The sequence below is a fragment of the Acuticoccus sediminis genome, from assembly GCF_003258595.1.
GTDB lineage: Bacteria > Pseudomonadota > Alphaproteobacteria > Rhizobiales > Amorphaceae > Acuticoccus > Acuticoccus sediminis.
The window spans coordinates 117,891-138,363 of sequence record NZ_QHHQ01000008.1 but is presented as its reverse complement, the minus strand read 5'-3'; the positions used below and the strand labels follow the sequence as shown (position 1 = coordinate 138,363).

18 protein-coding genes are annotated in these 20,473 nt (G+C 68.5%); 3 read left to right on the top strand and 15 right to left on the bottom strand.

The window, feature by feature from the left end:
* Positions 1-24 precede the first annotated feature (24 nt).
* The 5 genes from DLJ53_RS28180 to DLJ53_RS28160 all read right to left on the bottom strand — a co-directional run bounded on the left by DLJ53_RS28180 (position 25) and on the right by DLJ53_RS28160 (position 6,705).
* Positions 25-462, bottom strand: coding sequence for a helix-turn-helix domain-containing protein (locus tag DLJ53_RS28180; RefSeq protein WP_111351563.1), 438 nt, complete (start codon positions 460-462; stop codon positions 25-27).
* Between the two features lie 1,712 nt (positions 463-2,174).
* A complete protein-coding gene (locus DLJ53_RS28175; protein WP_111351562.1) occupies positions 2,175-2,540 on the bottom strand; it encodes a DUF423 domain-containing protein in 366 nt (121 codons plus the stop codon).
* Positions 2,541-3,194: 654 nt separating this feature from the next.
* The gene (surE, locus tag DLJ53_RS28170) at positions 3,195-3,989 is read right to left on the bottom strand and encodes a 5'/3'-nucleotidase SurE (RefSeq protein ID WP_111351561.1); all 795 of its coding nucleotides are present in this window, start codon (positions 3,987-3,989) and stop codon (positions 3,195-3,197) included.
* A gap of 57 nt (positions 3,990-4,046) precedes the next feature.
* Complete coding sequence (locus DLJ53_RS28165; protein WP_244935179.1) at positions 4,047-5,312, bottom strand: OpgC family protein; 1,266 nt, start codon at positions 5,310-5,312, stop codon at positions 4,047-4,049.
* Positions 5,313-5,460: 148 nt separating this feature from the next.
* Complete coding sequence (locus DLJ53_RS28160; RefSeq protein ID WP_146620118.1) at positions 5,461-6,705, bottom strand: tetratricopeptide repeat protein; 1,245 nt, start codon at positions 6,703-6,705, stop codon at positions 5,461-5,463.
* Positions 6,706-6,949: 244 nt separating this feature from the next.
* Between DLJ53_RS28160 and DLJ53_RS28155 the strand changes: the two genes are divergently transcribed.
* Entirely contained in the window at positions 6,950-8,131 is a 1,182-nt protein-coding gene (locus tag DLJ53_RS28155; RefSeq protein WP_111351558.1) for a YeeE/YedE family protein, read from the top strand.
* On the opposite strand, the gene ccoS is transcribed toward DLJ53_RS28155, so the two are convergent.
* The 10 genes from ccoS to DLJ53_RS28105 form a co-directional block, all read right to left on the bottom strand.
* Positions 8,128-8,268 carry a cbb3-type cytochrome oxidase assembly protein CcoS gene (ccoS, locus tag DLJ53_RS28150; protein ID WP_111351557.1) on the bottom strand — a complete coding sequence of 47 codons (141 nt, stop codon included), beginning with the start codon at positions 8,266-8,268 and terminating at the stop codon, positions 8,128-8,130. The two genes, DLJ53_RS28155 and ccoS, sit on opposite strands and share 4 nt — an antisense overlap.
* Entirely contained in the window at positions 8,268-10,457 is a 2,190-nt protein-coding gene (locus DLJ53_RS28145; protein ID WP_111351556.1) for a heavy metal translocating P-type ATPase, read from the bottom strand. Before DLJ53_RS28145 ends, ccoS begins: the two co-directional genes overlap by 1 nt.
* The gene (locus tag DLJ53_RS28140) at positions 10,454-10,945 is read right to left on the bottom strand and encodes a FixH family protein (protein WP_111351554.1); all 492 of its coding nucleotides are present in this window, start codon (positions 10,943-10,945) and stop codon (positions 10,454-10,456) included. The genes DLJ53_RS28145 and DLJ53_RS28140 overlap by 4 nt, the downstream gene beginning before the upstream one ends.
* A gap of 18 nt (positions 10,946-10,963) precedes the next feature.
* The gene (gene ccoG, locus DLJ53_RS28135) at positions 10,964-12,580 is read right to left on the bottom strand and encodes a cytochrome c oxidase accessory protein CcoG (RefSeq protein ID WP_111351553.1); all 1,617 of its coding nucleotides are present in this window, start codon (positions 12,578-12,580) and stop codon (positions 10,964-10,966) included.
* Positions 12,581-12,716: 136 nt separating this feature from the next.
* Positions 12,717-13,358 carry a pyridoxamine 5'-phosphate oxidase family protein gene (locus DLJ53_RS28130; protein WP_111351551.1) on the bottom strand — a complete coding sequence of 214 codons (642 nt, stop codon included), beginning with the start codon at positions 13,356-13,358 and terminating at the stop codon, positions 12,717-12,719.
* Positions 13,359-13,416: 58 nt separating this feature from the next.
* Complete coding sequence (gene ccoP / locus DLJ53_RS28125) at positions 13,417-14,298, bottom strand: cytochrome-c oxidase, cbb3-type subunit III (RefSeq protein WP_111351550.1); 882 nt, start codon at positions 14,296-14,298, stop codon at positions 13,417-13,419.
* Positions 14,295-14,537, bottom strand: a complete 243-nt coding sequence (locus DLJ53_RS28120; RefSeq protein ID WP_111351548.1) for a cbb3-type cytochrome c oxidase subunit 3 — start codon at positions 14,535-14,537, stop codon at positions 14,295-14,297. The genes ccoP and DLJ53_RS28120 overlap by 4 nt, the downstream gene beginning before the upstream one ends.
* Positions 14,534-15,241: a cytochrome-c oxidase, cbb3-type subunit II gene (gene ccoO, locus DLJ53_RS28115; RefSeq protein ID WP_202913413.1), complete on the bottom strand. Its 708-nt coding sequence runs from the start codon at positions 15,239-15,241 to the stop codon at positions 14,534-14,536. Before ccoO ends, DLJ53_RS28120 begins: the two co-directional genes overlap by 4 nt.
* Before the next feature lie 93 nt (positions 15,242-15,334).
* Positions 15,335-16,960 (bottom strand): cytochrome-c oxidase, cbb3-type subunit I, encoded by a 1,626-nt coding sequence (ccoN, locus tag DLJ53_RS28110; protein ID WP_111351545.1) that lies wholly within the window; start codon positions 16,958-16,960, stop codon positions 15,335-15,337.
* A gap of 127 nt (positions 16,961-17,087) precedes the next feature.
* On the bottom strand, positions 17,088-17,816 hold the full coding sequence (locus DLJ53_RS28105) for a Crp/Fnr family transcriptional regulator (RefSeq protein WP_111351544.1): 729 nt from the start codon (positions 17,814-17,816) through the stop codon (positions 17,088-17,090).
* 601 nt (positions 17,817-18,417) lie between these two features.
* Between DLJ53_RS28105 and DLJ53_RS28100 the strand changes: the two genes are divergently transcribed.
* Together DLJ53_RS28100 and DLJ53_RS28095 are read left to right on the top strand one after the other, a co-directional pair.
* Positions 18,418-19,446 carry an NAD-dependent epimerase/dehydratase family protein gene (locus DLJ53_RS28100; protein ID WP_111351542.1) on the top strand — a complete coding sequence of 343 codons (1,029 nt, stop codon included), beginning with the start codon at positions 18,418-18,420 and terminating at the stop codon, positions 19,444-19,446.
* Entirely contained in the window at positions 19,443-20,465 is a 1,023-nt protein-coding gene (locus tag DLJ53_RS28095; RefSeq protein WP_202913399.1) for an alpha/beta fold hydrolase, read from the top strand. The genes DLJ53_RS28100 and DLJ53_RS28095 overlap by 4 nt, the downstream gene beginning before the upstream one ends.
* The last annotated feature ends 8 nt before the right edge of the window (positions 20,466-20,473 follow it).

Below are 20,473 nucleotides of genomic sequence, written 5' to 3'. Positions count from 1 at the left end.
CCAACGCTCTTGAGCGTGGATCCGTTATCCGTCCGTGCCGTTCTTGAGGGCCGGCGTCTCGGCGATGGCCTCGATGATCCCGACAGCCTTCTGCTTGAGCTGCGGATCGGAGATGGTCGCGAAGGCGCGCACCAGGCGGACGGTGGCCGGATCGCTCAGCGCCTGCGAGAGCGGCGTGGCGTCGTTGACGCGGGAGATCCCGGCGTCAGTGGCCCCTTCGAAGAAATAGGTGATCGGTGCCTGGAGCACGATCGCGATCTGGTGGAGCCGGCTGGCACCGATGCGGTTGGTGCCGCGCTCGTACTTCTGCACCTGCTGGAAGGTGATCCCGAGCTGCTCGGCGAGCTTCTCCTGGCTGAGGCCGAGCTCGAGCCGGCGGAGGCGCACCCGGGAGCCAACATGTCCGTCGACGGAGTTGGCCGACCTCTGATTGGGAACAGGTTCTGAGCGCGGCTCACTCATCTGACTTGGCTCGCTTACAGCTGTCGACATTTCCCACGTCCTCTTCGACCGATCGGATCCGACCCACTTGCCATTACGCGTTGAATGGCGAGGCGCCTCAATTCAGGCAAGTGGGGCAGGGTGTTGCGGGTGTCATCGACGAAAGGCAACATCCACAACAAGTTAGCTGCTGTGCAACTAACGGATACGTCCGCGTTGGACAACCCAAGAATGACCAGTCTCTACACAAAGCCACCGAAAGAAATGACTATTTATAGGGTTTGTGGTGACGCCGCAGGCAGATGACAGCCTGGCCGCTCAAGACCGTATTCTTAGAATCATCCCAACTTGAACTTTGAAACTCGCGGGGCAGCGCTGTTTCGGCGGTATCTTTGACTTCAGCTCACCGCGTTCGCGGCAAAAACGTGACGTTCACAGGTAACCATCTGCTTCTGTCCGCATGTCATTCATATCCTTGGAAACAAAATGATGCAATCACCGGCAGCGCTCGGGCCGGTGGAAAGAGAGACAGAGGGTACTGGACGGACGCTCCGAGAGCGGCTATAGACGCCCCCGTTGCCGCAGTAGCTCAGTGGTAGAGCGCACCCTTGGTAACAGATTGCCTCACCCACGGGAAACCGTGGGATGAAAACCGCTCAAACTCGGGGAAAGCTGAAATGCCAATCCCGAGCCAAGTCCGCTTGGCGGAACGGTGTAGAGACTAGACGGGCGGCACCCTCCTTCCGGTTCCCGGAAAAGGGTGAAGGGATAGTCCAGACCACGAACGCACCTCGGTGCGGCGGCGAAAGCCGAAGTGGTACGAAGGGTGAGGTCGGGAGTTCAATCCTCCCCTGCGGCACCAGATCAAGCTTCCTGCAGCTTCGAGATGTGTGAGACCGGCGCGATACGCGTGGGTTTGTCGCACGCGCTGTTTCGCTGCCCGGTACGCATCTACCGAATATTCCGATGAGGTGACCCGACGGTGGCGCCTGGCATCACGGAGCATGCAACCGAAAGCTGTATTTTCCTGCCGACGATCCGTCCCTTTCCCTCCCGGGGATCGACCGAAATCCCCCGCGATCCATCATGGTTTTGCCGCATTTCCGGAGCGGACGAGATCAATCGAGCTTTTTTACAATAGCTTTAGATGTACATTCCGAGATCGACTTAGAATATCTCGAATTCTACAAATATAGGCGACTTCCCTACTGTATTCTGCGGAGACCCAACACAAATCCGCATATCTGAGCCGCGCGCAAAGCAGGCGTCACGACCACTTATCAACAGTCAGGAACAGGATGGCGACCCGCATCGCCGGGTCCGGCTGACCCGCTGATGGCCTCTGCGACCGGCGGCGCCATCGAACTGCCGGATTCCGATCCGCCTGGACCGCGAGACCGAAGTGTTGACACTTCAACGCGGCGAGGACGGAATTCTCAGGTAACCCAGAGTTGATGAAGGCGCCGCCAGGGGTTGATCGGTAGGTCTGAAAGCGCCCGCGCCCGGTTGGCGATGCCTGGCCTTCGCGGCCGGCAGGGGACGCGTCGCCGGCGAAGCCGGTCGCATGGCGGCGGAGGGCGGTGCACGGTCGACATGCACCTCGGCCCGGTCCTGCGCCACTCGCCGGGTCCGTGCCGGCGGGCCGCACATCGACGCTGCGAGCCGCGGCGTCGGTGAGGAGGGAAAGCCGGCCGACGGCGTCCTTGCGGATCCGGACGCCGTCGGCCGGACGCTTACATGCGCCGCGCGGCGGCGACGGCGAGGATCAGCCAGCCCAGCAGCAGGAGGACGCCGCCGATCGGCGTCGCATACATGACGTCGGCCGGACCACCGAGAGCCAGCAGGTAGAGCGAGCCCGAGAACAGCAGCACGCCGAGCCCGAACGCCCACGACGCCGCGCCGAGAAGAACCGGCAGCACGCGGTCCTTCAGCCCACCGATCGCCACCATCGCCAGCGCATGGATGAGCTGGTAGAAGACGGCCTTGTCGAACATCTCGGCGTTCTGCGGCACGAAATTGCTGTCGAGCGCATGCGCCCCGATCGCGCCAAGTCCTACCGCAAGTGCGCCATAGAGAGCGCCAACCACAACAACCCGCATCAGATTCCTCTTGTCTTCCGTTCAGCTGCCGCCAAGCCGTGGATGGCTGGACCGCTCATCTCCGCCTAGCAAGAACCATGCATGGTGTCTGGATTTTTTGGCGGCTTCGGCCGGGACGCACCGGGTCCATGCCCATCAAATGCCGGATTTAACTGCAAATCCGGGCGCAATCGGCGCAATAAGAATTCGTTGTGAAGTCGCCGGACGACGTATCCGCACGCCGCCGTATCGCCCTGCCCGCGAATCGATCCGCGATGACCGCGACGACGGTCCGTCAGCTGACCGGGCACCCCTCGGCCTCCCTGCGCCACGCGGGCACGTTCTGCGACATCCCGCATCGGGCGAGGATGCGCCGCTCTCCGAGGCGCAGGCACGCCTGGCCGCCGATCTCGACGCGTCCCCCATCCGAGTCCGTGCAGTAGCATTCCGGGTACGAATATCCCTCCTTCGGTGGAGGGCGGGATAAATTTGGAGCAGCCACCTGCTGCCCCCATCCGCTCGCCGGGTGGAGAAGCAGGAGCGCCGCCGATAAGCCAGCCCAGCATTTTCCCATAGGCGGAGCTTACACCCAACCGTGGGAACAAAAAAGCGCGGCACGCCGGGCGCGCCGCGCTGAAATCGGTGGGCGAAAGGCGCCTCGCGCCCCTCCCCCGCTCAGTCGCCGCTGAGGTCGGCGAGCGGCGCGACGGTCAGGAGGTCGCCGAACTCGGCGCGCATATCGCCCCAGTTCCACTCGCCGTGCCGGTCCGGACGCAGCGGAGTGATGGTGATGTAGCCGTCGCGCAGCAGGCTGATGTCGCACTCGGGATCGTCGATGTCCTCCGCCGCCCGGCGGAACTGCAGCCAGTGGTAGGAGAGGCCGCGCACGTCGACGCGCTCCACCACGTTGACGCCGCTGATGAAGCCGTGCCCCGGATGGCAGAGCTTCACGCCGGCGATCTCACCCGGCGCGCGGTGCGGGAAGTTGATGTTCGGCACCACGCTCGACGGCCATTTGACCTCGAGGAGGCGCTCGATCAGCGGCTTGGCGTAGGCGCGAGCGCACTCCCACTTCACCTCGGTGCCCTGGAAGTACTGGCTGAGCGCCATCGCCGGGACGCCGACGGTAAGCGCCGTCATGGCCGCACCGACGGTGCCGGAATAGGCGATCGAATCGGCCATGTTGCCGCCGCGGTTGACGCCCGACAGGACGAGGTCGGGCTTGCCGTCCATCAGGTGTTCGACCGCCAGGATCACGCAGTCCGCCGGGGTGCCGCGCACGAAATAGCGCTTCTCGCCCTCGTGGTGCACGCGCAGCGGCTCGTGCAGGCTGATGGCGTGGCTGACCCCGGACTGGTCGAACTCGGGAGCGACGATCCAGACGTCGTCGGTGAAAGACCGCGCGATCTCCTCCAGGAGCTTGATGCCCGGAGCGCGCGCGCCATCGTCGTTGGTGATTAGGATTCGCATCGCCGTCCTCGTTGGTGCGAAGGCGCCGTACCCCGCCGGCCGGCGCCCCGCAAGCACTCAGACGGCGGCACGCCCCTTCGTCCGCGGCTCCAGCGTGCGGACCTCGGCGGACGTGGCCTCGCCGCCGCGGGCCTCGGACCGCGGCTCGGCCCTCGGCTCGGCGACGCGCTTGGCCGGCACAACCACCTCGCGCCGCCACGGCTCGGACTTGTACCAGCCCACCAGGTAGGCGATGCCGATGAGGATCGCGCAGCCCGTCAGGTTGGCCCAGGCGAGCGCCACCGGCCCCCGCTCCGCCGTCTGGTCCAGCGCCGCGCCCATGAACTGGGACAGCACCATCCCGGACACGAACACCGCCAGCGACTGCTGCCCCACCTTGCGGATCACGTCGACGATCCGGCCGGGGATGCCCGACATCGCGAGCCGCTTGCCCCCCTCACCGACGACGAACCACGCGAGGTAGCAGACCGCCAGGAAGTGGACGATGCGGAAGATGCCGAGGTCCGTCTTCCAGAAGAGCCAGCGGTTGGCGCGCCGGAACGGGATCACCCAGTCGAAGTTGCCCCAGCCGTAACGCGACGCGGTGAGCACGCCGAGCCCGACGATCACCGCCGCCGCCAGCACGAGCCACCAGGAGCGCGGCGGCGGCTTGATCCAGCCCATGACGAAGCTGAACCCCAGGAAGAAGATGATCTGCCAGCCGAAGGGGTTGAAGAACCACTCGCGGTCGTTGCCCTCGCGCACCTCCGCGCCGAGCTGCAGGATGTCGAACTGGGTCAGGAACCAGACGCCGCCGATGAAGGCGAACACCGCCCACCGGCTGATCCGGCTGAGCGCCATGACGACCGGCATCATCATCAGGATGACCATGTACATCGGCAGGATGTCGAAATAGTTCGGCACGTACTGCAGGGTCATGAACCCGATGAGGTGGCGCGCCGTGTCGTCGAAGATCGGGCGCGTGTAGAGGCGCGTCGAGTAGAAGTCGTCGCCGTGCATCTGATCGAAGATGGCGATCATGGTCACCATCACGGCAAAGAGGCACACATGCGCCCAGTAGACCTGCCACACCCGGTAGGCCGTGCGCGCCGTTCCCAGGAAAAAGGAGCGGTCGCGGAACAGCGAGCCGAACGCCATGGCCGAGGCCATGCCGGAGCAGAACACGAAGAGTTCCGTCGCATCGGACGGGCCGAACGCCGCCGGTATCCAGGCCTTCCATGGATTGTGGGGCACGTGGGCGATGAAGATGATGAACATCGCCAGACCCCGGAAGAAGTCGAGCCGAAGATCGCGTGGGCGGCGCGCCCGTTGGTGCGTGCTCACGAACGGTCCACGGATGGGATCGGTGACGGCATTCCAGGCTCCATGTGGATGGGCGCGACGCAGGGCGGCGTCGAGCGACCCGCCACAAAGGTAACACGATAAGCTGAACGCAAGCCCAGCGACCAAGCGCCTCCACAAGCCCGGTGTCTCACGCGACGCTCCGCAGGCACTTGGAGAGGCGCGAGCGGGCGAACCGGTCGCGACCCCGCATGGACGCGCGCTCCGCGATCAGCCGGCGTGCGACATCAGGCCGCCCGGCCCTTACCGCTGCGTCGATGGTGATCCGCGCGAAAACGTCGCGCTGCGCATGACTGCCACCGACGCGCTGCATCACCTCCCCCGCCGCGAGCAGGCTGTCGAGCGCGGCGCGGTAGCGCCCCCGGTAGAACGCCGCGAGCCCCGAGGAGGCCGGGCCGCCCGCCGCTGCGGCGATGTCGCCGGGTTCGGTCCCGTCGCTCGGTCCGGCGAGGCGCGCGAGCATCCGGCCCGCCGCCTCCTCCCGGCCGCCTGCGAGGAGCGCCATCAGATAGTGAAGGTCCGCGAAGGTGATGCAGGCATCGTCGGCGCGCCGCTCGGCGATGTCGGCGAGCTCCTCCCACCGCTCGCCCACGTCGACCCCCTCGGCCGCCAGCCGCGCGAGCAGCGAGACCGCGTTGGCGATGTCGCGGTAGTCGTCGGTCCGGTCGAAGCGCACCGCGCCGTCGTACAGCGCCATCGCCGCGTCGGTGTTGCCGAGCTCCAGCTCGAACAGCGCGGCGTGCCAGTCGACGTGATGGCGGAAGGTGCTGCATCCCTCGTAGGCCCGGCGGTTCGCCGCGATGAGGGCCCGCCCCTCCTCCGGCGCGCCGGTCATCTCGTAGACGTGCGCCACCGCGTGGAGCCCCCATGCGTCGTCGTCGCACAGCGCCAGCGCGCGGTAGCCGGCCTCGAGCGCGGCGTCGTAGCCGAAGCTCTCCTCCAGCGCGAAGGCGCGGCACCCGTGGACGTAGCCCGCGTGGGGGTGATCGTCCGCGAAGGCGTCGATGGCGGCGTCCGCCGAGGCGCGCATGCCGCCGACGTCGCCGTAGATGAAGCGGATGGCCTGGCCGAACTTCAGCGCCAGCGCGTCGCCGGGCCAGCGCTCCAGCAGGGCGTCGAACACGTCCGCCGCCTCGGACGGGCGTCCCTCCAGCCAGAGCGAGAGGGCACGCACGTAGGCCGCGTCGTGAGGGTCGCGGGAGCGCTCGAGCGCGCGCACCGCGGCCCGCTCGGCGGCCCGCGCCTCGCACACGGTCTCGCGGCGTCCGGCGAGCATCATGATGATGCCCTTGGCGGCGAGGAGCGCCGGGGCCTCCGGCGCCTCGTCGAGCGCGCGACCGAGCGTCCGGGGAAGACTTGCGGCATGCTGGAGCACGCCGGATGTCAGGGACGTCCACGCTGAGACGTGCCCGCGCAAGGACGCAGGCACCGGCGGCGCCGTGTATTCGACCATGATATCCTCGCAAGTTCGGGCCATCGTGGTGAGCCCGTTGCACACATCATGTACGAACCGATTTCCGGAGAGGCTTTGAAACCACATCACTCTTGTTTGAAGCGGATGTGATTATTGGCGTGCTAGAGCCTTGCTCTGCCTCCCCGACCGAACCCGCGAGAGATCCATGCGCAACGCCACACGGCGCGACGAGCCCCGGCCGGCGGGCACACCGCCGCAGCGCCAGCCGCTCGTCGTCGCCGTCGCGGCAGCCGCGATCGCGGCGCTGACCATCGCCGCCGCGCGGCAGCGGCCGGAGTTCGGACCCGCTCTGCTGATCGGCGCGTTCGCGGGGTTCGCTCTGGTCTCCTCGGCGTACGGGTTCGCCGGGTCCTGGCGGCGCTTCATCGTCGAGCGGCGCGGCGCCGGCATTCGCGCGCAATGCCTGATGCTGATGCTGGCCGCGCTCTTCGCGCTGCCGATCATCCACGGCGGCGATCTCCTCGGCATTCACGCCGGCGGCTGGGTCTTTCCCTTCGGCGTCGCGGTGGCGGTCGGGGCGTTCCTGTTCGGGCTCGGCATGCAGCTCGGCGGCGGATGCGCCTCGGGAACGCTCTTTACCGTGGGCGGCGGATCGGTCCGGATGGTCCTGGTGCTCGTCTTCTTCATCGCCGGCGGGGTGATCGCGACCGCCCATTGGGACTTCTGGTCCGCCCTCCCCCGGCTCCCGGCGATCGGCCTTGCGACACTCTTCGGCGTGCCGGGGGCGATCCTGCTGACATTCGCGGTGTGCGGCGTCATCGCGGTCGCCACCGTGCGGGCGGAGAAGGCGCGTCATGGCGACCTCGCCCCCTCCCTCGCGCGCTGGTCGCCCCGGCTGGGGGCGCTGTCGCTGGCGCTCGTGGTCGCCGCGACGCTGGTGATCCTGGGCCGGCCCTGGGGGATCACCTCGGGGTTCACGCTGTGGGGCGCGAAGCTGGCCCACGTGGCGGGCGTGCCGATCGAGACGTGGACCTACTGGCGCTCCGGCATGGACCGGGTCGAGGCGCCGCTGCTGGCGGACGGCACGTCGGTCATGAACTTCGGCATCATCGCCGGCGCCATGCTGGCGAGCGGTCTCGCCGGACGGTTCGCGCCGACCTTCAACCTCTCCCTCCGCGACATCGCGACCGCCGTCGTCGGCGGCCTGCTGATGGGGTACGGCGCTCGCATCGCCACCGGTTGCAACATCGGCGCGCTGCTGTCGGGCGTCGCCTCGGGGAGCCTCCACGGGTGGGGCTGGTTCGCGTTCGCCTTCCTCGGCTCCATCGCCGGGGTGAGGATGCGCGGGCTGATCGGGATGGACGCGCCGCGCCCCGTGCCGGCCTAGTCGGGGTCGTTGAGGATCCGGCGCGCGGCACCCTCCATGTCCGAATACTGGTCCGAGCGGACGGACCAGATGAACGCGACAAGACCGAGACCGCCCAGGAGCAGGGCAATCGGGATGAGGAAGACGAGGACCGACATTATTCCCTCCCTTCGCTCGGGCCGCGCACGAGACGCAGCGCGTTGAGGGTCACCACGATCGACGACGAGGACATCGCGATCGCCGCCACCAGGGGCGAGGCATACCCCAAAACCGCGATCGGCACAGCGATGCAGTTGTAGGCGAGCGCGACGCCGAGGTTCTGCAGGACGATCCGGTGCGCTCCACGGGCCGTGGCGAGCGCGGTCCAGACGCCCGACAGCGAGGTGCCGGTCATGACGAGGTCCGCCGCCGTCTGGGAGAGGTCCGAGGCTCCGGCGGGCGCGATCGAGGCCGTCGCCGCGGCGAGTGCCGGACCGTCGTTGAGGCCGTCACCGACCATCAGCGGGTTCGCGCCGGCACGCTGGCGGGCGGCGAGATGGTCGACCTTGTCCGACGGGGTGAGCTGCGCGCGCCAGTCGGCGACGCCCAGCTCGCCGGCGACGCGCGCCACGGCCTCGGGCCGGTCGCCGGAGAGGATCGTGACCGGAAGGCCCCGGCCCTTGAGGTCGCCCACCAGGGTCTCGGCACCGGGGCGCAGCCGCTCCTCGACGGCGATGGCGAGCGGCGCCTCGCCCTCGCGCACGAAGACGAGCCCCTCGCCGGCGGCCTCGGCCCATGCCGGGGCGCCCTGGCCGAGGAAGACCCGGCGGCCGTCGATGCGTCCCTCCATGCCGCGGCCCCGCAGCTCGGTCACGTCCGTGGCGATGACGCGCGGCAGGTCCTGTGCCTCCGCCGCCTCGACGATGGCGCGCGAGACGGGGTGCGTGGAGTGGCGCGCGAGGGCCGTCGCCGCGGCGAGGTCCCGCGGGGCGATGGCGGACGGTTCGGCGAGCGAAGGGACGGTGAGCGTGCCGGTCTTGTCGAAGACCACCTCGTCGATGCGCTCCAGCCGCTCCAGCGCCGCACCGTCCTTGATGGCGAGGCCCTGGCGGAAGAGCCGCTCGCACGCCGCCACGTGGACCGCCGGCACCGCGAGCCCCAGCGCGCAGGGACACGTGATGACGAGGACGGCGATCGCGGTGGTGAGCGCGGCGCCCGGACCGGCACCGGCCGCGAGCCAGCCGACGAAGGTCGCCAGCGCCAGGATGTGCACGGTCGGCGCGTAGACCACCGCGGCACGGTCGGCGATCCGGGCATGGCGCGAGCGCACGTTCTCCGCCGCCGCCTGGAGCGCCGCGAGGCGGGAGACGTACGAGTCCGCCGAGGGACGCAGCACCGTGAGCCGGTGCGGCCCGGTGACGGCCAGCGCGCCGGCCATGATCTCCCCGCCGGCGGCGACCGTCTCCGGATGCGACTCCCCTGTGGCGAGCGATGTGTCGAACGCCGCCTCGCCCAGCAGGAGGCGCCCGTCGAGCGGCACGCGCTCGCCCGCCGCCACCTCGATGACGCTGCCGGGCCGGATCTCCTCCACCGCGACGGGCGCGACGCCGGAGGCCGTGACGACATGCGCGAAGGGCGGGCGCATCGCGGCGAGGCGCGTCACCGAAAGCCGCGCGCGTTCCCGCGTCAGGTGGTCGAGCAGGCGGCCGATCAGCAGGAAGAAGGTCAGCGTGATCGCCGCGTCGAAGTAGGTCTCGCCCTCGCCGGAAATCGTCGTCGCGAGGGAATGCGCTGCGGCGAGCACGATCGCGAGCGTGATCGGCACGTCCATGTTGAGGCGGCCGTGGCGCAGCGCCCCGAAGGCGGAGCGGAAGAAGGGCCGCGCGGCGTAGGCCAGCGCCGGCAGCGCGATCAGCGCCGAGAACCAGTGGAAGAGCTGCTGCGTCGACCCGTCGGCGCCGGACCAGACGGAGACCGAGAGCAGCATCACGTTCATCGCCGCGAAGCCGGAGACGGCGACGCAGCGCATCAGCTCCGCGCCGCGCCGGTCACGAACCTCGGTCGTGGTGGCGAGCGGCTGCGGCGTGTAGCCGAGGTTGCGCAGGACCCCGACCGGCACCGACGGGTCGAAGGTCGGTGCGTCCCACCCCAGCGTGACGGTCTTGCGCGTGAGGTTCACACGCGCGTTGCCGCCGCACGGGGCGAGCGCGCCCTCGATGGTGGAGATGCAGGCCGCGCAATGAATGTCCGGCACATGGAGGACGAGCCGTCCCCCGGTCCCCTCCGGCGTGATGGCGGCCCGGATCGAGTCGGGCAGCGTGCCCCACTGGTTGGAGAAGCCGGCGCGAGGGTCCGCGCAGCAGCTCACGGCGTGTACGTCTCCAGCGGGGCGTGCCAGGCGAGCGTCTCGCCGTTGCGCTCGATAGTGACGCGGACCACCCACTCCCCGGCGGGGACCGGCGAATCGGCCCGGTAGCGGCCGGTGCCGACGGCGCTGAACTCGAGCGGGATCGGCTCCTGATGGCGGACCATCGCCTCGATCGTGCCCGTCACGACGGCGACCAGCGGCGCACCGTCGCGGCCGGTGAGGTCGACGCCGATGCGGTGATGGTCGGCGACGATGTCGACGGTCCAGCCGAGTTCGGCGGCGCGGGCGCGGTTCTCGATGTCCTTGGCGTAGTCGATGGAGGCGACGTAGCCGTTCCTCGCCGTCAGGCCCGTGAAGGTGGTGTTGGCGTAGACCGCCATGATGACGTTCACCGTGATGACCACGCCGAAGAACGTCACCATGACGATCAGCATGTGCAGCCCGGTGAACTCCCGCGGCCCCTTCACGTTGGGTGTCTTCGTCGCCATCGCTCGCCTTTCAGCCGCCTATCGCCTGGGCGGCGCATCGAACACGGCGTCGAACTCGGAGTTCTCGCGCCCGCCGATCTCATAGGTGCGGAAGTTGAAGGGGGTCGTCTCGCTGTCGAGGTCCTTCGGGTCGGCCTTCACGAAGACGCGGAACTCGCGCACCTGGTCCGGCCCGACCGGCACGGCGAAGCGGCGTGCCGGCTCGTCGACGATGTTGGGGCTCCACATCAGGCCGCCGGGCAGGCCTTCGATGCCGAAATCGAACTCCCGCGGCTCGGGCTCCATGTTCATGATCTTCACCGTGTACCCGTTGCGCACCTCGCCGTCCGACAGCTGGACGAAGCGCGGGTTGCGGTCGTGCGCCACCGAGAGGTCGAGCCGGTCGCGCGCCAGAACCGCGATCACCATGCCGATGCCGATGGCGCTCCACAAGCCGAAGTACAGGAAGACACGGGGACGCATGACCTCCCGCCAGCCGGGCAGGACCTGGCCGGCCTTGGCCGCCTCGACGCCCTCGGTCGCGGCGCGCGCGGCGTTCGCGGCGTAGTCGGACAGCGTCGTGTAGGAGATGAGGCCGCGGGGCTTGCCGACCTTCTCCATCACCTCGTCGCAGGCGTCGATGCACAGGGCGCAGGTGATGCAGGGGAGCTGCTGGCCGTCGCGGATGTCGATCCCGGTCGGGCAGACGGCCACGCAGGCGTTGCAGTCGATGCAGTCGCCCACGACCTTGCCCTCGCGCTCCATCCGCTTGGCATGCCGCGAGCGGGGCTCGCCGCGCCAGTCGTTGTAGGTGACGGTGAGGGAGTGCTCGTCCATCATCGCCGCCTGGATGCGCGGCCACGGGCACATGTAGGTGCACACCTGCTCGCGCATCAGGCCGCCGAGCGTGTAGGTCGTGAAGGTGAGGATCGCGACGGTGATGTAGGCCGTTGCCGGCGCCTCACCGCGGATGAACTGTTTGGCCAGCGTCGGCGCGTCGGCGAAATAGAAGATCCAGGCGCCCCCCGTCGCCACCGCGATCAGCAGCCAGATGGTGTGCACGGTGATCTTGAGGCGCGCCTTCCGGGCCGAGAAGGGCGAGTTGTCGAGCTTGATGCGCGCGTTGCGGTCGCCGATCACCAGCCGCTCGATCCAGATGAAGAGGTCGGTCCACACCGTCTGCGGGCAGGCGTAGCCGCACCACGCGCGCCCGACGGCGGACGTGACCAGGAACAGCCCGATGCCCGCCATGATGAGCAGGCCGGCGACGTAGAAGAACTCCTGCGGCCAGATCTCGACCCAGAAGAAGAAGAAGCGGCGGTTCGCGAGGTCGACGAGGATCGCCTGGTCCGGGGCATAGGGACCGCGGTCGAAGCGCACCCAGGGGGCCACGTAGTAGATCGTCAGGGTCACCGCCATGATGATCCACTTCAGCGTCCGGAACCGGCCGTGGACGCGGCGAGGATAGATCGGTTCGCGGCCCTTGTAGAGCTTCGGCTTCCTGCCCTTGTTGACGGCCTGGTCGGGATACTGGCGGACGCCGGACGGGTTGACCGGCGCGCCGGGCACCGGGTCGGCCACCGACGGTGAAATGCCGTTCGCACGCTCCGGCGCGGTGCCCGAGGGGGTGCGGTTTCCGACCAGAGTAACAGACATTTCAGAAACTCCTGAAAACTCGCGAAGGCCACGCCGTACGCCCACACGGTTGCGCGGGCGTTGACTTAGATCAATTCCACGTCGGCCGGTCCCCGCCGGGACGGGCGGCACGGCGCCGGGCGGTCGTGACCCGGCGTCAGTAGAGTGTCGTCAGGCCTTCCGCCGTCGCCTCGGCGAACAGGTCGTCCGGCGACTGGTCGAGCCCGGCGTGGCGGATCATCGCACGGCCGATGTCGGGCAGCGTGTCCGTTTGCGGCCAGGTGTTCGTGTCCCAGAGGCCGCTGCGGATGAACGCCTTGGGGCAGTGCACGAACGCCTCGTCGACGCGCACCACCAGCGCCAGCGCCGGGACCTTGCCGTCGACCGCCATCGACCGGCGCAGCGCCTCGTCGCGCACGATGCGGCCCTCCCCCCGCAGACGTAGCGTCTCGCCCTTGCCCGGCACGAGGAAGATGAGGCCGACGTGCGGATCGGCGAGGATGTTGCGGAAGGTGTCCACCCTCCGGTTACCCGGCCGGTCCGGGATGGCGACGTGCCGGTCGTCCAGCACCGTGACGAAGCCTGCGGGGTCGCCGCGCGGCGAGACGTCGATGTGCGTTCCGGGCGTCGCGGTGGCGATGATACAGAACGGTGAGCGGGCGATGAAGGCGCGGCAGATGTCGTCGAGCCGGTCGATCACCTTGTCCACCACCTTGGGCGGTGGCGTGCCGATGAGCTCGGCCAGCTCGGTTTCGCTGCCGATCACCCCGTCGAACCTGGCAAAGTCGCTTTCAACCATGCCGCCCCGCTCCGGATCGTGCCGCAAGGGTACACCCGACCCCCGCGGCACGACAAACCTACTGGCCGCCGCCCAGCGAGTGGACGTAGAGCGTCAGCTTCTTGCGCGTCGCCTCGTCGAAGCGTTCCGACCACGGCGGCATCTGGCCCATGCGCGGATTGTTGATCTGCGCGACGATCTGGTCGAGGTCCGACCCGTAGAGCCAGATCGCGTCGTTGAGCGCAGGGGCGCCGACGTCGATGCTGCCCTCGCCGTCCGTGCCGTGGCAGGCGGCGCACTGGGTCTCGAACGTCTCCCGGCCGCGCTCGGCCGCCGCCTGGTCGTGGTCGAGACCGGAGAGCGAGCGCACCGTGTTGGCGACGTCGCGGATCTCGTCGCGGCTCAGCATGTCGAGCGCACCGTAGGCCGGCATCTCGGAGAAGCGGGCGTCCGGGTCCTCTTCGTTGCGGATGCCGTGGCTGACCGTGAAGAAGATGTCCTCGAGCGTGCCGCCCCAGAGCCAGTCGTCGTCCGAAAGGTTGGGGTAGCCGTACTCCTGGCTGCCCTGCGCGGCCGAGCCGTGGCACTGGGTGCAGACGATCTTGAACGCCGAGGCGCCGGAGCGGATCGCGTAGTCCGCCAGAGCCGGGTCGTTGTTGATGTCGGCGAACGAAAGGTCGGCGATCTTGTTGTCGAAGTCGGCCCGGGCGGCCGCCACCGTCGCCATCTCGTCGATCAGCATGCCGCGGCTCGACCAGCCGAGCACGCCGGTGGTGCCGCGGGTCAGGAGCGGCCACGACGGGAAGAGCACCCAGTAGACCACCGCGAAGACGATGGTCGCGTAGAAGAGGTACAGCCACCAGCGCGGCAGCGGATTGTTGAGCTCGGAGATGCCGTCCCAGCTGTGGCCGGTCGTCTCCGTGCCGGTCACCTCGTCGACCGGTTTGCCGTTCGGCTTCATGTCCTGTCCTCACGCTCGGATGAGGCGCGGGGCGCGCCGGCCCCCTCAGCCTTGATGGTATTGATCTTCTGGTCGCTGTCGGCCGGGCTCTCGGGCGCCTCCATCGGGATGCGCGCGGCGCGCTTGTATTTCTCGGTCGAGCCGCGGCGGAAGATGAAGACGAGCATCAGCAGAAAGACGATGACGAGGAGCGCCAGTCCCCAGGTGTCCGCGAAATGGCGGAAGGCGTCGTAGCTCATCGCCCTTCTCGCACCGGCTCGAACGTCGAGAGGTCGACCATCGTCCCGAGCACCTGGAGGTAGGCGACAACCGCGTCCATCTCGGTGAGGCGGCGCGGGTTGCCGTCGAAGTCACGCACGTTGACGTCGTCGCCGTAGCGCTCGAGCAGGCCGTCGGTCTCGTCGCTCATGCCGGCCTGGGCCATCATGTCGAGCCGCGCGTTCTCGATCATCTCGTCGCTGTAGGGCACGCCCACGGCCGAGTTGGCCACGAGGTCGTCGCCGATCATCGCCCCGTCCACCGGGCGGTTCATCAGGAACGAGTAGCTCGGCATGATCGACTCCGGCACCACCGAGCGCGGCTCGATGAGGTGCTGGACGTGCCAGGCGTCCGAGTAGCGCCCGCCGACGCGGGCGAGGTCCGGCCCGGTCCGCTTCGAGCCCCACTGGAACGGATGGTCGTACATCGACTCCGCCGCGAGGCTGAAGTGGCCGTAGCGCTCCACCTCGTCACGGAAGGGGCGGATCATCTGGCTGTGGCAGACGTAGCAGCCCTCGCGGACGTAGACGTTGCGGCCCGCCAGTTCGAGCGGGGTGTAGGGGCGCACCCCGTCCACTTCCTCGATGGTGTTGTCGACGTAGAAGAGCGGCGCGATCTCCACGATGCCGCCGATCGCGACGACGATGAACGACAGGACGAGGAGCAGCGTGACGTTGCGCTCGATCTTGCCGTGGTCCCAGACGGGCGCCCTGGAACTCTCGTGCGGGTCCTCGGACGGCGGGGGGGTGGTGTTGGCGTCAGTGGCGGACACGGGTGCTTACTCCGCAGGCGCGAGGCGTTGACCCGCGTAGGCCGGCTCGCCGGCCACCTTCCCGCGGATCGTCTGGGTGATGTTGATGACGAAGAGGATGCCGCCGGCCAGGTAGAACATGCCGCCGACCGCCCGCATGATGTAGTACGGGTGCAGCGCCGCCACGGTCTCCACGAAGGAGTACACGAGGTAGCCTTCCTGCGAGTACTCGCGCCACATCAGGCCCTGGGTGATGCCGGACACCCACATGGACGCCGCGTAGAGCACGATGCCGAGCGTGGCGAGCCAGAAGTGCCAGTTCACGAGGCGCATCGAGTAGAGCTGCGTGCGGTTCCACAGCACCGGCGCCAGGTAGTAGACGACGCCGAAGGTGATGAGGCCGTTCCAGCCGAGCGCGCCGGAGTGCACGTGTCCGATGGTCCAGTCGGTGTAGTGCGACAGCGAGTTGACCGACTTGATGGAGAGCATCGGGCCCTCGAAGGTCGACATGCCGTAGAAGGCGACGGCCATCACCATCATGCGCAGCACCGGGTCGGTACGCAGCTTGTCCCACGCGCCGGACAGGGTCATGACGCCGTTGATCATGCCGCCCCAGGAGGGCATCCACAGCATGATCGAGAAGGTCATGCCGAGCGTCTGCGCCCAGTCGGGCAGCGCGGTGTAGTGCAGGTGGTGCGGCCCGGCCCAGATGTAGAGGAAGATCAGCGACCAGAAGTGCACGATCGACAGGCGGTACGAGTAGACCGGCCGGTCCGCGCGCTTGGGGATGTAGTAGTACATCATCGCGAGGAAGCCGGCGGTCAGGAAGAAGCCGACCGCGTTGTGGCCGTACCACCACTGCGTCAGCGCATCCTGCACACCCGCGAACAGCGAGTACGACTTCGACCCGAAGAAGGACACCGGGACCGCCAGGTTGTTCACCACATGCAGCATCGCGATGGTCACGATGAAGGCGAGGTAGAACCAGTTGGCGACGTAGATGTGCGGCTCCTTGCGCTTCACCAGGGTGCCGACGAACATCACCAGGAACGCGACCCAGACGATGGTGAGCCACAGGTCCACGTACCATTCGGGCTCGGCGTACTCGCGCGACTGGGTGACGCCCATCAGGTAGCCGGTCGCCGCCAGCACGATGAAGACCTGGTAGCCCCAGAAGATGAACCAGCCGAGCGCCTCGCCGCCGAACATGCGCGCATGGGTGGTGCGCTGCACCACGTGCATGGCGGTGAGGATCAGCACCGAGCCGCCGAACGCGAAGATCACCGCCGAGGTGTGCAGCGGGCGCAGCCGGCCGAAGTTGAACCACGGCTCGATATTGAGGTCCGGGAAGGCGAGCTGGAGGGCGATGAAGACGCCGACGAGGAAGCCGGCCGTGCCCCACACCATGACGGCGATGACGCCGGCGCGGATCGGACCGTCGACATAGGCTTCGAGGTCGACGGGCTTGCGGCTGGTCAGCGAGCCGTCCGGCTCCCAGTGCAGGCGCCTGACGTTGATGATGGCGACCACCGCGGTGATGACCGCGACGACCCACATGTGGGTCGCGAACTGTGAGTCACGCGCGACCGCCGCAGCAACGACGGCCAGCAAAGAGAGAATACCGAAGATCGGTATAAGGGCGACGTTTCCCATGGGCTCCTCGGCGGGTACGCGAATTGCGCTGCACGCTAGGGGGGTAGGGTCACCCGATCTTTGACCTTGATCAAGTTCCAGTATTCTCCCCGAAGACACATTTTTCGGTGTGTCTCCGAAGTCGACGTCAGCTTGCTATCGCCCTTAATCGAGCGACGTTTTTAACTTTCACGGATCGCGTGCCGATCAGATCGATGGCACCTTGGTCGCATAGCGCGCGCAATTTGCGGCTGACGGTCTCGATCGTCAGGCCGATGTGGGCCGCGATCTGCGCGCGGGTGATCGGAATCTCGAAGATCATCCCGTCGCGCGCCTCCGTCAGCGGGTAGTGGCGGCAGCCCGCCTCGGTGTAGCGGGTGGCGAGACGCAGGAGGAAGGTCGCGACACGCTCCTCCGCGGTCTTCTGGCCAAGCAGCAGCATCCACTCCCGCGCGTTGGAGAGTTCGTGCCGGGCGTGTGCGAGGTAGGCCCTCTGAAGGCCGGCGTGATCGTCCATCAGCTTCTGGAAGCCGTTGCGGTCGTGGACGCACAGGCGCACCTCGCTGACCGCCTGCACCGTCGTATCCGACGAGCCGTCGAGGTCCCCGCTGACGAAGTCCGACGGGAAGAGGATCGAGACGATCTGCTCGCGCCCGTCCGGCATCGCCTTCTTCTCGATGCACACGCCCGAGAGGATGTTGCCGACGATGGCCGGGTCGCCCTCGGTGACGATCGTCTGCCCCTCGTCGAAATGGCGGTGTCGCGAGGACGCGTTCAGCAGCGAGAGTTCCTCGTTGGTGAGGACACTGCAGAGCGCGCGGCTGCGGACCCCACACTGCCTACACTGCGGCGGCAAACCGCTGATGTCCGTACCCATGGCCTACTCCGACCGGCTCACCGCCGATCAATGAGAAACGATTCACTTGCGTATTATTACGTCTTATCGCTCTTCACAAATCCCGACATGTTCCGCGAGGCGGGTGCGGCCATGCGTCTCGCGCTTGGCTCGCCCTGTGCCGCGCGTCTGGCAATCCTCATCCCCGAACGGACCGCCACCTCATGTTCCCTCCCCCGCTTGTCCGGACAATCCGTGAGGTTCATCCGCATTCGATCGCGCACCGGGCGAGCCCTGATCCGGACCGCTCAACGACGGCGGCGACCCCGACAACCGCTCCTCGAAGCGCGTTCAGACATGCCGAGGACGCATGGCGTCGAGTACGGCCCCGGCGGCGCATCGCTGAACCATTTCCCATCGAGCGAAGTCTTCGCCTCCATGAGACCGGCCGGGAGCGGCACTCTCCACCCTCGTCCTGGCTACCCTGCAATATTTCGCCGGCAAACCGCCAGAGGGGCCGCCGCCGCCTTCTGCACCCCTACTGTCTGCGGCAGGCCTCATCTCTTGCACACGAGCGTAAACGCCCGGTCGACAGGGCCCGGCCAGTCGTGGCACCCCTCTTCGGGACGGGGCGGAGGCGGACATGACGGCGTCGAAGATTGCGCTCGTGCTCGGGGCGACCGGCAGCATCGGCTACGAGGCGGCACGAGCGCTAGACGCCCACGGCTGGGTGGTGCGGGCCCTGACCCGCGACGTCGACCGCGCCGCCCGCACCGGAGCGAGCTTCTACTTCGTCGAGGGCGACGCGACGGACCCCGCCAGCGTGGTGCAGGCGGCGCGCGGCGCCTCGCTGATCGTCCACGCGGCCAACCCGCCCAGCTATCGCGGCTGGTCGCGCCTGGTGCTGCCGATGGCCGACTCCGTGATCGCCGCCGCCAGGGCGAGCGGGGCGCGCATCGTCCTGCCGGGCACCGTCTACAACTACGGCCCCGACGCGATGCCCGTGCTGGCCCCGGATTCACCCCAGAACCCGCGCACCGAGAAGGGGCGCGTGCGCGTCGCGCTGGAGCGCCGGCTGGAGGCGGCGGCGGACGACGGCGTACGCACCATCATCCTGCGCTTCGGCGACTTCTTCGGCCCGCGCCTCAGGAGCAGCTGGTTCCGGCAGGGCATGGTCCGGCCGGGCCGGCCGATCACCGGCGTCTTCAACCCGGGCCGGGCCGGCATCGCGCACCCTTGGACCTACGCGCCCGACGGCGCCGAGGCCCTCGCCCGCCTCGCCGACATCGAGGCCACCCTTCCCCCGTTCGCGCGCTACCACTTCGCCGGCCACCTCGACGAGACGGGGACGACGATGGTGGAGACCGTCGCACGGCTCTCGACCGAGCCGCGCGTGCGCATCACACGGGTCCCGTGGACGGCGCTCGCGGTGCTGGGGCTATTCAACGAGACGATGCGGGAGTCCGCACGCGTCAAATCCTTCTGGCGGGCGCCCTACCGGCTCGACAACGCGTCCCTCGTCGCCGCGATCGGCCCTGAGCCGCACACGCCGCTGCGCAACGCCGTGCGCATCACGCTCCATGGCCTCGGCTGTCCCACGAAACCCGAGCCCGGCGAGCCGTCCGGCACCTCGAGCACCGCCCCGAACAACACCTCGGAACTCCCGTCATGACCGACGCCCCCGCCGTGCGCCTCGGCGTCACCACGTCCCCGCGACACCGCACCGCCTACCTCGACGCGGGACCGCAGACCGGCCCGTTGATGATCATGTGCCACGGCTGGCCGGAGCTCGGCCTCCTGTGGCGCCACCAGCTCACCCACTTCGCCCGGCAGGGCTGGCGCTGCATCGCCCCGGACATGCGCGGCTACGGCGGCTCCTCGGTGCCGAACCGGATCGACGCCTACGCCGTGCCGGAGATCGTCGCCGACATGGTCGAGTTGCACGACTCGCTCGGCGGCGCGCCGGCGGTCTGGGTGGGGCGCGACTGGGGCAGCCCCGTCGTCTGGGGCCTCGCCGCGCACCACGCCGAGCGCTGCCGGGGCGTCGTGTCGATGTGCGTGCCCTACCTCGCGCGCGGCTTCACGCTGGAGACGCTGGTGCCGCTGGTCGACCGGTCGATCTACCCGGCCGGCACCTACCCCGTCGGCCAGTGGGACTACTGGCTCCACTACCGGGAGAGCTTCGCCGCCGCCGCGCGCCATTTCGAGGCCGACATCCCGGCGACCATGGCCGCGCTCTTCCGGTTCGGCTCGCGCCGTTCGGCCGGGAAGCCGGCGATCACGGCGAACGTGTGCGCCCGCGGCGGCTGGTTCGGCGAGGCCGGCCGCGCCCCCGACGCCCCCCGCCACACGCAGCTGATGTCCGACGCGGACTTCGCCGCCCTCGTCGCGGCGTTCGGCGCCACCGGCTTCCGCGGCGCCGACGCATGGTACATGAACGACCGCCTCAACGCGGCCCACGCGGCCGCCGCGCCGGACTTCGGGCGCCTCACGATGCCCGTCCTCTTCATCCATGCCGAGCTCGACACGGTCTGCCAGACCACCGCCGGGCGCCTCGCCGACCCCATGCGCGAGGACTGCACCGACCTCTCCGAGGCGAGCGTCGAGGCCGGCCACCACCTGATGCTCGAGAAGCCGGACGAGGTGAACCGCGCCATCGACGCCTGGCTCTCCGCCAAATCCCTCGTCTAGCGCGGCCG